This window comes from Vibrio sp. (genome assembly GCF_050299255.1).
Taxonomy (GTDB): domain Bacteria; phylum Pseudomonadota; class Gammaproteobacteria; order Enterobacterales; family Vibrionaceae; genus Vibrio.
In genome coordinates this window covers 1-14,113 of the sequence record NZ_JBNKVP010000084.1, presented here as the reverse complement: position 1 = coordinate 14,113, position 14,113 = coordinate 1, and the positions used below count along the sequence as shown (strand labels likewise).

Annotated in this window: 13 protein-coding genes; 11 read left to right on the top strand and 2 right to left on the bottom strand. The window is 50.7% G+C overall.

The window, feature by feature from the left end:
- The 9 genes from ACQY6F_RS16230 to nirD all read left to right on the top strand — a co-directional run.
- Window positions 1-689, top strand: a 689-nt coding sequence (locus tag ACQY6F_RS16230) for a (2Fe-2S)-binding protein (protein WP_428775892.1), incomplete at its 5' end; no start/stop codon positions are given.
- Window positions 690-698: 9 nt separating this feature from the next.
- Window positions 699-1,595, top strand: coding sequence for a uroporphyrinogen-III C-methyltransferase (cobA, locus tag ACQY6F_RS16225; RefSeq protein WP_428775890.1), 897 nt, complete (start codon window positions 699-701; stop codon window positions 1,593-1,595).
- 9 nt (window positions 1,596-1,604) lie between these two features.
- Window positions 1,605-2,567 carry a glycosyl transferase family protein gene (locus tag ACQY6F_RS16220; RefSeq protein ID WP_428775889.1) on the top strand — a complete coding sequence of 321 codons (963 nt, stop codon included), beginning with the start codon at window positions 1,605-1,607 and terminating at the stop codon, window positions 2,565-2,567.
- A gap of 145 nt (window positions 2,568-2,712) precedes the next feature.
- Window positions 2,713-3,294: an ANTAR domain-containing response regulator gene (locus tag ACQY6F_RS16215; RefSeq protein ID WP_428775888.1), complete on the top strand. Its 582-nt coding sequence runs from the start codon at window positions 2,713-2,715 to the stop codon at window positions 3,292-3,294.
- A 485-nt stretch (window positions 3,295-3,779) separates the two neighbouring features.
- Window positions 3,780-5,102, top strand: a complete 1,323-nt coding sequence (locus ACQY6F_RS16210; RefSeq protein ID WP_428775893.1) for a CmpA/NrtA family ABC transporter substrate-binding protein — start codon at window positions 3,780-3,782, stop codon at window positions 5,100-5,102.
- A 57-nt stretch (window positions 5,103-5,159) separates the two neighbouring features.
- On the top strand, window positions 5,160-6,128 hold the full coding sequence (locus tag ACQY6F_RS16205; RefSeq protein ID WP_428775887.1) for an ABC transporter permease: 969 nt from the start codon (window positions 5,160-5,162) through the stop codon (window positions 6,126-6,128).
- Window positions 6,129-6,147: 19 nt separating this feature from the next.
- The gene (locus ACQY6F_RS16200; protein WP_428775885.1) at window positions 6,148-6,975 is read left to right on the top strand and encodes an ABC transporter ATP-binding protein; all 828 of its coding nucleotides are present in this window, start codon (window positions 6,148-6,150) and stop codon (window positions 6,973-6,975) included.
- 11 nt (window positions 6,976-6,986) lie between these two features.
- Window positions 6,987-9,470: a nitrite reductase large subunit NirB gene (gene nirB, locus ACQY6F_RS16195; RefSeq protein ID WP_428775883.1), complete on the top strand. Its 2,484-nt coding sequence runs from the start codon at window positions 6,987-6,989 to the stop codon at window positions 9,468-9,470.
- Window positions 9,471-9,472: 2 nt separating this feature from the next.
- On the top strand, window positions 9,473-9,793 hold the full coding sequence (gene nirD, locus ACQY6F_RS16190) for a nitrite reductase small subunit NirD (protein ID WP_428775881.1): 321 nt from the start codon (window positions 9,473-9,475) through the stop codon (window positions 9,791-9,793).
- Between the two features lie 114 nt (window positions 9,794-9,907).
- Here nirD and ACQY6F_RS16185 read toward each other — a convergent pair whose 3' ends face one another.
- Complete coding sequence (locus ACQY6F_RS16185) at window positions 9,908-11,671, bottom strand: methyl-accepting chemotaxis protein (RefSeq protein ID WP_428775879.1); 1,764 nt, start codon at window positions 11,669-11,671, stop codon at window positions 9,908-9,910.
- Window positions 11,672-11,845: 174 nt separating this feature from the next.
- Between ACQY6F_RS16185 and ACQY6F_RS16180 the strand changes: the two genes are divergently transcribed.
- Complete coding sequence (locus tag ACQY6F_RS16180; protein ID WP_428775878.1) at window positions 11,846-12,448, top strand: beta-phosphoglucomutase family hydrolase; 603 nt, start codon at window positions 11,846-11,848, stop codon at window positions 12,446-12,448.
- 66 nt (window positions 12,449-12,514) lie between these two features.
- On the opposite strand, the gene ACQY6F_RS16175 is transcribed toward ACQY6F_RS16180, so the two are convergent.
- Window positions 12,515-12,988 (bottom strand): FKBP-type peptidyl-prolyl cis-trans isomerase, encoded by a 474-nt coding sequence (locus ACQY6F_RS16175; protein WP_428775877.1) that lies wholly within the window; start codon window positions 12,986-12,988, stop codon window positions 12,515-12,517.
- 232 nt (window positions 12,989-13,220) lie between these two features.
- Between ACQY6F_RS16175 and ACQY6F_RS16170 the strand changes: the two genes are divergently transcribed.
- Window positions 13,221-13,874 (top strand): OmpA family protein, encoded by a 654-nt coding sequence (locus ACQY6F_RS16170; protein ID WP_428775875.1) that lies wholly within the window; start codon window positions 13,221-13,223, stop codon window positions 13,872-13,874.
- Window positions 13,875-14,113: the final 239 nt, after the last annotated feature.

The following is a 14,113-nucleotide window of genomic DNA, read 5'->3' as shown; positions in this document are numbered from 1 at the left end:
CGATGCACTGGGCAGGAGACTATGGCGGGCAAGCCCAAATCAACCGGGTGGTAGCGGCTGATGTCGATCCGATATCCGGCCAGCCGGCGTTCAAATCCAGCCAGGTGCAAATAGAGTGCGCCGGAGTGAAAAGCTACGGACTCTACCTGGGGCAAAAATTTGCGTCCCAGCATGCCGATTATGTCAGCTTCCAGGCTGATAAGGGTGTCGGTATCTGGCGTTTTGCTATGCTCAGCGATTTTGAAAAAAGTCAGTTCAGAGCCATGGACCATAAACGCAGCCTGATCCTGGAAATAGAACATGGCTGGATCGGCATCGAGTGCCAAATTCTAAGTGACACTGTCACTATGTCTGGAGTGATGGTTATCTCCAGTCAGCCGATTCATGCCGACTACAACGAGCTGAAACCACAGATTGGCCAACCGCTTAATTTCTCCAAACTGATGCAAACCATCGCCGCTGAGCAAAGCAGTCGGCTGATTTGTAGCTGCTTCAGGGTCACCGATCGGCAGATTGTGCAACTGCTTAACCAGCCTGGTGGTGCGTCACTTACCCAGCTACAGAGCCAGCTAAAATGTGGCACCAATTGCGGATCTTGTATTCCGGAGATCAACAACTTAATCGAAATCGCGAAAGACGGACAAACGGCACCAAGCCAAGACCTTGTCGTGCGCAACATGGATGTATAGGAGGCGCTTATGAGCCGTGAACAACCGATCAAACCGCAAACCAAAACAGAAACATCGGCATTTACCCGTCACCGGGATTGTCGGGACATCCTGTCGACGCCAGATCTTTCAGCCTTGGCAATGGACAAGCAAACAAGAAATGGGTCTGCCGCCGGTACTGTTCATCTGGTGGGCGCAGGGCCATGTGATCCAGAACTGCTGACCCTCAAGGCAGTACGCCTGCTTAAGCAGGCCGATGTAGTGGTATTTGACCGTTTAGTCGGTCGGGATATTCTCGATTTTGCCAATCCGGATGCAGAAATGATTTATGTTGGTAAGCGCTGTGGCCGCCCCAGTATGGGACAGGAGGCAATCAATCAGGTATTGATTGAACAGGCTAAGGCCGGCAAACATGTGGTGCGGCTAAAAGGAGGCGATCCGTTCGTATTTGGCCGTGGCGGAGAGGAAGCTCTGGCGCTGGTTGCTGCGGGGGTGTCGTATCAGGTCGTGCCGGGTATTACCGCGGCATTGGGCTGTTCAGCCAGTAGCCTGATCCCTCTGACCCACCGGCAAGTGTCCCGCAGCGTAACTCTGGTAACCGGACACCTGGTCTCGGGCGCGTTCGATCAGTGGGGTGGCCTGGTGCGCAGTGGTCAGACGCTGGTGTTCTATATGGGACTGGAAAAGGCAGCGGAAATTGAAGCCGGATTAAAACGCCAGGGGCTGTCAGGGGCTACACCGGTTGCCATTGTCGGTAAAGGTTGTAGCCGAGAGCAGGAGGTGCATCAATTAACGCTTGACCAGCTTCCTGAGATGGCGGAAAAGCTGGCAGGGTTAAGTCCGGCATTGATCATTGTCGGCGAAGTCGTCAAACTGCGGGATCGGTTACAGACCACAGTGATGAGTGCTGCCAGACAGTACGCGTAAAGGAAGACTATGAGCACCATATTAGAATGTATCCGAACCGTAGGCCGGGGTGAGCGGGGACGTAAGCCGCTGAGTTATGATCAGGCCAGGTTGGTGATGGATGAATACCTTTCCGGCCAGTGTGACGATGACCAGATGGCAATGCTGCTGATGTTGATTCGGGTACAGAATGAAACCAAAGAGGAAATCGCCGGTTTCGTTCGTGCCTTTCAGGAGAGAGTCCCGAAGATCGGTGCCGACATTGACTGGCCGTGCTATGCAGGTAAACGGCTCAGTGCCGGTAAACCCTGGCATTTGCTGGCGGCGAAGCTGTTGGCTAAGCAGGGTTATAAGGTGCTCTTGCACGGCTACTGTGATGGTGACAGCAACCGCGAACACGCAGAACACTATCTAAACGCGTTGCAGATCCCACGGGCAGACAGCGCCGAACAAGCCAGACAGCTGCTGGATCAGCATAACATTGCCTACCTGGCGTTGGCTGATTTCGCACCCCAGGCGCAAACCATGATTGGCTGGCGGGCCAGATACGGCTTACGAACTCCAATCAATACCGTGGTCCGGGCGCTTAACCCCGGCAATGCCCGTATTGGTTTGCGTGGTAGTTTTCACCCTGGCTTTCAACAGCTGCATGCGGAAGTAGAAAGCCTGCTTGGCCAGCGCAGTGAATCAGTGGTCTCTTTCAAAGGCCAGTCTGGCGAGTCAGAATATAACCCCAAAGTCAGCCAGACTGTCTGGATTAGCCACAATGGCCGCGTGGATGAGCAGTATATTGAAGAGTTAATGGAAAACGAGCTACCGATGGCACCCGATTGTCCGTTTGATACCCCTGAGGCTGAGCGCAATATGATGGCGCATACTGTTGTTGCGACCATGGCGATCGTGCTGTTGGCGGAGCTGGGCAATTTTGCCAGCGCCTATCAGCAAGCTGAAACTCTCTGGCGTGACTATTGCGCGGGGAAACGACTGGCTTAGATCGGCCAGAACCAATAGCCGAGTAATAAGTCATTTTTAAACAACATGTTAGTTGGCTGTCAGCGAGAAGAACAAGCTCAATTTCAACTTTGGCACATTCCTTGAAGTTATCAAAAAGTAGTTGATGTAACGACAAGGAATAAATATGAGCACTCTGGTCTGCAAAACACCGCTGATCTTATGCTGTGAAGACACGCAAGAACTGGCTCCGCTGAGCCAGTTACTGGCGCAAAGCCACGACGACATTTTAAGCTGTCCGTTTGGCAAACTCGCCGATTTAATCAAGCAGCAACCTGACGCTCAGGTGCTGCTCTCCTGGCAGCAACCCTGCGCTGAACTACGACAGATCCAAACGTTATGCGCTGAGTTATCCCGTCCGCTACTCATTCTGTTAAAACACATAAAGCATATTAAAAACAACAACATGAGCTCTTTGCGGGGTTCAGTGTTGTTGCCTTATTCGCTCGATATTGACCTGGTAGCCTGGCTCAGCCATGCAGGACAGGTCCGGCAGCAGTATCAAGGTATGCAGGCAGAAATAGACCTGCTGAATGAAAAATTGCAGCAAAGGAAGCTGATAGAAAAAGCCAAAGGTGTGGTAATGAAAATACACCAGGTAGACGAAAATACCGCCTATGCGGCGATGAGAAATTCAGCCATGAAAACCAGTCAGCCCATGATTCAGATTGCCAAAAACATTCTCACTTCCGTCGAACAGGCTGAATAATCAGCTACCTCTTTGGGGTTAGGGCGTTTTTTTTTACTTGGTGCAGGTTGCACTATCAGCAGACATCAAAAAAAGGGCAAACTGGCCAGGTTTACGTAAGATTATGATTATTAATAATAAAATAACTTGGCACGCTATTTGGAATACTTAACAGTAATGGTAAACGGAAAAATGACTGTCAGGTTAGTTTCACATTTGGTTTCTAGGGTTATCAACGGCGGTAACGGGAAACCAGAGAACAAACCGGCAAACATTTAAAACCAACAAATTCGCAAACATTGACCCAACCGACGGCCCTGGCTGGTTATCGGAATGGGCTTGAAACCCGCCAATGATGATGGGTTTCCCGGCAAAGGCGCTACTGCTTAATGGCAGTGGCGCCTTTTTTGTTTGCACAAATTGGAAGTGTGAGGAGTAACTCAATGGACAAGTACACAGTAAAACCGAAACAAACTTTTAAAAAGTTGCTGATTGGCACGGCCATAATGGTCGGGATGTCGACAGCGGTTCACGCTGAACTGGGAGAACCGGAACTGGAAGATCTCAAATTTGGCTTCATCAAGCTAACGGATATGGCCCCGCTGGCTGTGGCATATGAGAAAGGTTTTTTTGAAGACGAGGGGCTCTACGTGACCCTGGAAGCACAGGCTAACTGGAAAGTGTTGCTGGACCGTGTCATAGACGGCGAACTGGATGGCGCGCATATGCTGGCAGGCCAGCCACTAGGCGCGACCATTGGCATCGGCACCCAGGCAGAAGTGATCACCGCATTTAGCATGGACTTAAACGGTAACGCGATCACCGTTTCGAACGATACCTGGCAGCAGATGAAGCCACACCTGGAGATGCAGGCGGATGGCAAACCCGTTCACCCGATAAAAGCAGATGCGCTTAAGCCGGTGGTGCAGAGTTACAAAGATAAGGGTAAGCCTTTCAATATGGGTATGGTATTTCCGGTATCCACTCACAACTATGAACTGCGTTACTGGCTGGCCGCGGGTGGCATCAATCCCGGTTTCTATGCGCCAAAATCCGGTGACAACAGTGGCCAGCTCAATGCCGATGTACTGCTGAGCGTAACGCCGCCGCCGCAAATGCCGGCCACTATGGAAGCGGGTACCATCCAAGGTTACTGCGTCGGCGAACCCTGGAACCAGCAGGCGGTGTTTAAGGGGCTTGGTGCACCGGTAGTTACCGACTATGAAATCTGGAAAAACAACCCGGAAAAAGTGTTCGGTGTGTCTAAATCCTGGGCTGAAAAATACCCTAATACCCATATTCGGGTCGTGAAAGCGCTGATCCGTGCGTCTCACTGGCTGGATGAAAACAACAACGCCAACCGTAAAGAGGCGGTCAACATGTTGTCGAAAAGCCAGTACGTCGGTGCGGACGCAGAGGTTATCGCCAACTCAATGACCGGTACCTTCGAATACGAGAAAGGTGATAAACGTTCTGTTCCGGATTTCAACGTCTTCTTCCGTCATAACGCCACCTATCCGTATTACAGCGATGCCATCTGGTATCTGACGCAAATGCGCCGCTGGGGACAGATAGCGGATGCAAAAAGTGATGACTGGTACATGGATATCGCCAAAAAAGTGTATCGCCCGGATATCTACCAGCAGGCCGCTGAAGCGTTGATTGAAGACGGCATTTTGACTGATAAAGACTTTCCTAATTTCGGCCAAGAAGACGGTTTCCGTGCGCCGCAGACTCACTTTATCGACAACATCGTTTACGACGGTCGCTACCCCAATGCTTATCTCGGCAAGTTTACCATCGGCTTGAAAGGGGATGACAAGGTTTAAACCACTTATAACGCCCAAGACGAGAATGTATCGGACTTAAAGAAAGAGGAAGTCGTTATGTCGAACAATGTTATTGCCTTATTTCCCAGCCGAAAGCTGGTCGCCAACCGCAGCAAACTGATGTTGTTGCCAGTATTGGGGCTGCTGGCGTTTCTGCTGTCGTGGCATTTTATGGCCCGTCAGGTAGAAACCTCACTCGGTACCTTACCGGGTCCGCTGGAAACTTATACCCAGTTTTCCAATCTGGTAGATGAGCACTGGCAGCAACGTGATAAAGCAGACGCGTTTGTCGCCCGTCAGGAAAAGCGCAACGCGGCCAAACTGGCCAAGGATCCCAATGCAGAAGTGAAAATCCGCCCGTATACCGGCAAGCCGACCTTTTTTGACCAGATTGGCACCAGTTTAGTCACGGTCGGCTGTGGGTTCCTGTTGGCGTCGTTGATTGCCATCCCTCTGGGGATCGTGCTGGGGCTCAATTCCGGCCTCTATCAGGCATTTAACCCGATAATCCAGCTGTTAAAACCTGTCTCGCCACTGGCCTGGCTACCGATTGTAACTATGGTGGTCAGTGCGGTGTATGTGAGTGATGACCCTCTGTTTGCCAAGTCTTTTGTCAACTCACTGCTGACAGTTGCGCTGTGTAGCCTGTGGCCAACACTGATCAATACCGCGGTAGGTGTCACCAGTGTCGATAAAGACCTGCTCAATGTCAGCAAAGTGCTGCGCCTTTCCTGGCGCAAGCACATCACAACCATCGTTCTGCCTTCAGCGATTCCGATGATTTTCACCGGCTTACGCTTGTCACTGGGTATTGCCTGGATGGTGTTGATCGCTGCCGAAATGCTGGCACAGAACCCGGGGCTCGGCAAATTCGTCTGGGACGAGTTCCAGAACGGCAGCTCGCAATCACTGGGCCGGATCATGGTGGCGGTGATCGCCATCGGCTTTATCGGCCTGCTGCTGGACCGCGGCATGTTGCAACTGCAGAAGTGGTTGTCCTGGGATAAACAGCAAGAGTTGCGCTAGGGAAATCAAGGAGAACAGGATGTCGAAAGCATATTTAGATTTGACTCAACTGGGAATGCGTTTCCCAACCCCCAACGGCGAATTTGTGGCCCTGAAAAACGTTAACTTACCGGTACAAAAAGGCGAATTTATCTCCCTGATTGGCCACTCCGGTTGCGGTAAATCCACCGTGCTGAATTTAATCGCCGGTCTGCATATCGCGACCGACGGCGGGGTGATTCTGGATGGGCGTGAAGTTTCCGAACCGGGACCCGAACGGGCGGTGGTGTTCCAGAACCATTCACTGCTGCCGTGGCTGACGGTGTACCAGAACGTGGAGCTGGCAGTAAAGCAGGTCAGCAAGAATAAGAGCAAACAAGCCATACGCAGTGAGGTTGAACACTATCTGGAACTGATCCAGATGCAACACGCCGCCGACAAAAGGCCGGATGAAATATCCGGTGGGATGAAGCAACGGGTTGGTATCGCCCGGGCATTAGCACTGAAGCCCAAAGTCCTGCTGATGGATGAACCATTTGGCGCGCTGGATGCGCTTACCCGGGCCCGCCTGCAGGATGCGCTGATGAAAATTCAGGCCGAGCTGAATAACACGGTGATCATGATCACCCACGATGTGGATGAAGCGGTGCTGCTGTCAGACAAGATAGTGATGATGACCAACGGGCCGGCGGCCACTATCGGAGAGGTGCTCAATATTGACCTGCCAAGACCGCGTAATCGGGTTCAGCTGGCCGAGAACGCTACATACCAGTCCTACCGGCAGGACGTACTTCGTTTCTTGTATGAAAAGCAGGCCAAAAACGAAGCGGGCGTCAGCCAGGACAAGCCGTTAGTGAAAACAGCTTAGAGGAATTAAACATGGATCGAATTGTAATAGTAGGTAACGGTATGGTGGGCCATCACCTGGTGGCTCAGCTGGTGGAAAAAGGTTTGCATCTGCAAAAACGTATCACGGTTATTGGTGAAGAGCGCTTTATTGCCTATGACCGGGTACAGCTATCGGCGCTGTTTTCCGGCAAGGATCACCAGCAACTGATGCTCAGCAGTGAAGAGTGGTACCAGAAACACGGTATTGAGCTGGTGTTGGGCCGTCAGGTGACTCACATTGAACCGGCAAACAACCGGGTCACGCTTGATGGCGAAAGCCAGTTAGGCTATGACCAACTGGTGCTGGCGACGGGGTCTTATCCGTTTGTACCGCCAATTCCGGGCAAAGAACGTGATAACGTATTTGTTTACCGCACGCTGGATGACTTGTCGGCCATTCGCACGGCCTGCAACGGTGCCAAAACCGGCGCTGTGATTGGCGGTGGACTGCTTGGTCTTGAGGCCGCGAACGCACTGCGCCTGCTCGGACTTGAAACCCACGTGATCGAATTTGCCCCCAGACTGATGCCGGTGCAGCTGGATGATATGGCAGGGGCTTTGCTGAAAGATAAGATTGAGCAACTAGGGCTCAGCGTACATACCAGTACGGCCACTGAATGTATCATCGACGGTGAAACGGCCAGACACCGAATGGTGTTTACCGATGCTGATCCGCTTGAAGTGGATGTGATTGTCTTTTCTGCCGGTATTCGCCCGCAGGATACCTTGGCACGTGAGGCCGGTCTTGAGGTGGGAGAAAGGGGCGGGATTGTCATCAATGACAGCTGCCAGACCAGCCAGGACAACATCTTTGCTATTGGCGAATGTGCCTTATGGCAGCAACGGATATTCGGCTTGGTGGCCCCCGGTTACACCATGGCAAAAGTGGTCGCCAGTCAACTGGCCGGCCAGAGTGAGGCCGCTTTCAAGGGCGCTGACATGAGCACCAAGCTCAAATTGCTCGGCGTGGACGTCTGTTCTATCGGTGATGCCCATAAGCAGACCCCGGGTGCCAAAGAGATGTGTTTGCAGGACAGTGTCGACGGCGTGTACAAAAAGCTGGTGGTTGATCAAAGCGGTACCCAATTGCTGGGAGCGATACTGGTCGGTGACAGCAGTGATTATGATGCGCTGTTCCAGTGTTACCAGAACCAGACTGTACTGCCGGAACATGCCGCCAACCTGCTGCTGGATTGTTCAGCACTGAAAGGCAACCTGTCCGATGATGCCATGATCTGTTCCTGCCACAATGTGACTAAGGGAACGCTGGTGGAGGCTATCCAGGCGGGCGCCCAGGATCTGGCTCAGTTGAAAGCCGTTACTAAAGCCGGGACTGGTTGTGGTGGTTGTAGCAATATGGTCAAGAGTGTCCTGGATGAGCAGCTCGCGGCGATGGGCATGGAAGTGAATAACCATATTTGTGAACACTTCGAGCTAACCCGTCAGGAGATGTATCATCTGTGCCAAGTAGAAGGAATCAAGGACTTTGATACCCTGGTGAGTAAGCATGGTCATGGACTCGGTTGCGATCTCTGTAAACCGACCGCGGCGTCAATTTTTGCTTCGCTGTGGAACGAGCACATTCTGGAACCGCAACACAGCCAGTTGCAGGACTCCAACGATGCCTACATGGCCAACCTGCAAAAAGATGGCTCGTACTCCGTGGTGCCCAGAGTGGCCGGCGGAGAGATCACGCCAGACAAACTGATCGTTCTGGGTGAGGTGGCGAAACAGTACGATTTATACACCAAAATCACCGGTGGGCAACGGGTGGATCTGTTCGGCGCTCAGCTTGAGCAACTACCGGCTATCTGGCAGACCCTGATCGATGCCGGATTCGAAACCGGACACGCCTACGGTAAGTCGGTACGGACGGTGAAATCTTGTGTGGGTTCCAGTTGGTGTCGCTATGGTGTGGATGACTCGGTCGGCCTGGCGATTGAACTGGAAAATCGTTACAAAGGTCTGCGTTCTCCTCATAAACTCAAATTTGCCGTATCCGGCTGTACCCGGGAGTGTGCTGAGGCGCAGAGTAAAGATATCGGGGTGATTGCCACTGAAAACGGCTGGAACCTGTATATCTGTGGTAATGGCGGTATGCGGCCAAGACACGCTGACTTGTTCGCATCGGATCTGGATAAGCAGCAGTTGATCACTCTGATCGACCGGGTGCTGATGTTCTACATCAAAACTGCCGATCGTCTGCAGCGTACCTCGACCTGGATGGATAATCTGGAAGGGGGCATCGACTACCTGAAACAAGTGGTGGTGGAAGACTCTCTTAACCTCTGTGATGAGCTGGAACAGCAGATGCAGTCGGTGGTCGACAGCTACCAGTGTGAATGGAAAACCACGCTGGAATCGCCGGACAAACTGGCGAAATTTAACCCGTATATCAATGTTGACCCCAACCTGGTATTGCCGCCCTACGAGCGGGTGCGGGAACAACGCATTCCGGTAAAACAGGAGGATTGAACATGACTATTAAATTGTGCTCGATAGAATCATTGACCCCGTATCAGGGAAAGGTGGCACTGATCGAAGAGATGCAGGTTGCTCTGTTTAATATTCCACAGCGGGGAGTGTTTGCGATTCAGAACTGGGACCCTATCGGTCGTGCTCACGTGTTGTCACGCGGCATTGTCGGCGAACTGAATGGGGAGTTATGTGTGGCTTCACCACTGTACAAGCAGCACTTCTCATTGCAAACCGGGCAGTGTCTGGAGCAACCGGAACACGGTGTCAGGGTTTGGCGGGTGGAACTGCGTGAGCAGGATGTCTGGTTAGCGCATCTGTAATCAGCTAATCTATGCTGAACGGATTGCAGAATGAATAATGCACAACGAATGAAAACGGCAGCCTCGGCTGCCGTTTTAGTTTTTTGATAGGAAATTGGTGAGTAAGAGTAATCGTTAGCGAGTGTTAAATTCAGCCACAGCACTGTCCATTTCCTGTGCCTGCACCGCTACCGCATCAACCTCTTCCAGGCAGTGCTGCGCTGAGCGCATGTTTTCATCAGAAATACTGCTCAACTCGGTAATCGATTCACTTACCTGATTCATGACCACACCTTGTTCTTCAATCGCAGAGGCGATGCGCTCTGAATTCGACTGAATATTGGTCATATCGTTGATGATTTGGCTCAGGCTGGTATCCAGTTGATGTGATGCCGTCACCGTTTGTTGCCCCTGATCGGTACACTGCTCTATCTGGCTGACTACAAGAGACATCTGTGACTGAACTTCAGCAACCACTTTGGTGATCTCCTCGGTCGATTCATGGGTACGCTGGGCGAGGGCACGCACTTCATCGGCTACCACAGCAAAACCACGACCCTGTTCACCGGCGCGTGCTGCTTCGATGGCCGCATTCAATGCCAGCAGGTTGGTTTGCTCTGCGATTTCACGAATGATATTCACCGCACCACTGATACTGACCACGCTGCCGTCCAGAGACTGGATCGAGCGCTGGCTTTCATCCAAAGTCGTGGCCAATACATCGATATTACTTAAAGTTGACTGCACAACGGTGCGGCCCTGCTGGGCATTGTCCGCTGCCTGGTGAACAACATTGACCGCCACCGAGGTGCTTTCTGAAATTTCACTGATGGTTGCCACCATTTGCTGTACGGCGGTCGCCATACTGTTGGTGTGGTCGGCCTGGACATGGAATTGTTCAATAACGCCTTGCAGTTCATTGTGCATGTTCTGGGTGCTGCCGGACAATTGATTCGCTTTAGTCTGGGTGCCGCTGATCAGCTGCTGCAGTTTTTCCAGAAGCTGATTGAAGTAATTCCCTATAGCCACCAGTTCATCATTGCCGCTCAGATTAGCGCGCATGGCGACATTGTTAGTCTCGGCAATCTGTTGAATGACGCTAAGTAGCCGGTTGACCTGCAGATTAATTGAGCGGGTCAACTGAGCTATCAGCAGTAGAATAAGCACGATAACCGCACCACTGACACTTCGTTCAATAAGCGTATTGGTCTGGGTGGTTTGCTGAGCGTGTTCTGTTAAAGCTTGGTCAAACTCACTGAACTGATCTTCTACGGTGTGGGAAAGTGAGCGTACTTCGCCAAGCAGTCCCTGATTATAACTGACGCCGATCAGTTGTTTCTGGCGTACCAGCGCCGCGACTGCTCCCTGTAGCGTTGGGCCACCAGTGTTGGTCATTTGTGTTGCTTCTTGGCGGCCTGCCTGTACCAGCAGGTCCAGCTCAATCAGCGCCAGTAACTGGTCGGCATTGGCAGTGGATTTTAGTGATTCCAGCTGGCGGGTATAGTCACCGTTCAAGCCTTGTTCATCACTCAACCCCTGCTGAATAAAAGCCTGAACGAGCTTTTGAAAACCTTGCTGGTAGCTAACCAGATCCTGTTTAAGCTGCTGGCTGGATGGCAATCCATAAGAAACCAGGATAGGCGCTAATTCCTGCTCTTGCTGAAGAAACGTTGCAGCGTTCTGATTGAACTTATCCAGGTACTTTTCATCCTTTCGCAGCAAAAAATCTTTTTCATTCCGGCGTAGATTCAGCAAAGTAACTTCCAACTGCTTAACCAGGTTGTTAGCCTGATTGAGGTGACTGGCTGTCTGGGAAAAATAGCTGGTCGTCATTAGCAGGGCAATAATACCCAGAATAGATGCACCACCGAGTGCATAGAGCTTGCTCTTAATATTCATAAATGTCCTGTAAGTGAAAACGGCGTGGTCGCTGGGGGGATTGAAAGTATAATTGCGCTGTATATGTTGGCACCGATATCAAAAATACAGCAAATAAAAAATTACGGCTGCATGCTAACAAAAGAGTGTAAAGATGTCGTGTAAATTTTAAGATTATTAATATAGGTTTTTGAAATGCAAAGTGATTTATATGATCGTTATCAGGGGTTAATTTTTGATATGGATGGTACCCTGATCGATACTATGCCAGCACACCTTGAAGCCTGGCAGCAGACGGCCAAACAATTCGGTTTCCCATTTGACCAGGCGTGGCTGCACAGTATGGGGGGAATGCCGAGCTTTAAAATTGCCACCGAAATCAACCGGACTTATCAGTTGCAGCTGGACGAACAGCAAGTGTCACTGTTTAAGATGAACGCCTTTATCGATCAGGATAATCACGGCAGCCACAAAGTTCAGACCACCGCAGTGTTGGAATTTTACCTGGGTAAAAAGAAACTGGCTGTGGGTACCGGCAGTCAGCGGGAGAGTGCACTGCGCTTGCTGAAAGAAAACCAATTACTGGATAAGCTGGATGCGGTGGTTACGGCAACGGATGTAGAGAATCACAAACCCAATCCGGATACGTTTCTGGCAGCTGCCCGGCTGCTACAACTTCAACCTGAACACTGTTTAGTATTTGAAGATACGCCTTTGGGTCTGCAAGCCGCTCATGCTGCCGGTATGGATTGCATGATGGTCGAGGGCGATGAACTGGTGTTCTACCCTAAGCCTTAAGTAACTGGCTGTCAGAGATAAAAAAGCCGCATGGTTGCGGCTTTTTCTGTTTCTTGATAGCTGCGATTACTGAATTTCCAGTAATTCAACGTCAAAGATTAATGTGGCTGAAGGTGGAATAGGGCCCGTGCCATTTTTGCCATAGGCAAGATTGCTTGGAATAAACAGGCGTACTTTTTGCCCTTCTACCATAGTTTGCAATCCTTCCTGCCAACCAGGGATAACCTGGTTGAGATTAAACGAGATCGGCTCGTTACGATCTACAGAGCTATCAAACACGCTGCCGTCTAACAGAGTGCCGTGATAGTGCACTTTAACCCGACTGCTGGCGGATGGGTGCTCGGTTCCGGTACCTGGTTGCAGTTCCAGGATCTGCAATCCACTTTCTGTAGTTATGACGCCTTCGCGCTGGGCATTTTCAGCCAGAAATGCCTGGCCAGCAGCAAAGTTTTGCTCTGCCACTTTGCTGTTCGTCCAGATTCGATAGATAAAAAAGCCCGCCAACAGAATAATGACGAGGGGAAATATGATTTTAGACATAGGCGATTCCTGCCAACTAAGTACGAGTTAAATGTAATATTTTACCGAGGACTGATTGTACCTGCCGACAAACTAAGGTAAAGCCAGGAAAGACAAAAATCGTAGATCATACTGTTTCAAATCATGACCTGACCAGCCAGGCATACAAGCAACAAAATATCCGCAATACTATTAAAGTTATGCCAGTTTGGCCGATATAGTGAACAGTAATAAATTAGACTGACGGTGTCGCATGAAGTATATCGCTCTTCCATTACTGCTGCTTCTGACGGGTTGCAGCAATATGTCTTCTGAGGCCAGGGTATTTGGTGGCAACATGTTAGATACTGCCCCAAGCGACGCTGAGCTTCGCCACCCAGAGTGGGGTTATGCCAATCGTCAAAGGTCAGCAGCTGTCAAAGTAACCTCTGATGCCAAGCGCGAATACACGCCGCAGCCTAACACTCAACAGGCCAAAATGAGTCTTAGCGAGTACAACTCACTGGCCACCTTCCTGCGCCAGAACGGTGTCGATTATGAGGTACTGCCCGGTAATCACGTGATGGTGAGGCTTAAAAACACCATTCACTTTAATACCGGTTCCGCCAAAGTGTCGGCCGATTCCAACCGCTGGCTGAATACCCTGAGCCGTTATCTATCCCGCCAACCAGATATAGATGTGGTGATTGACGGCCATACAGACAGCGTTGGTAAAGCACAGAGTAATGATCGCTTATCAGTCAACCGGGCCAATGCGGTTAAGCAACAACTGATGCGAAATAATGTCGACAAGAACTCGATTTTCACCCGTGGTTACGGCGAGTATGTTCCGGCTTGTACTAACCAAAACGCCTCAGGTAAAGCCTGCAATCGCAGAGTTGAATTAGTCTTGATAGTGCAGAATTAGACGTTCTTGCTTAGCAGGACTATTGACTCATTCTAAATAACATGAATACCGACGGTTCTGCCCTGTCGGTTTTTATCTACAAATACTCACCCAAAGAAAGTATTTTAAAATCAGTTTTACATCACGACTGGTTATTAACCTTCATGGACCTCCCGCTTAAGTCAAATTTGCAAACGTACAGGACAAACCTCACACTGAAAAATAGCTGTCTCCGAGGTCCATTTCACACTATTTGCATA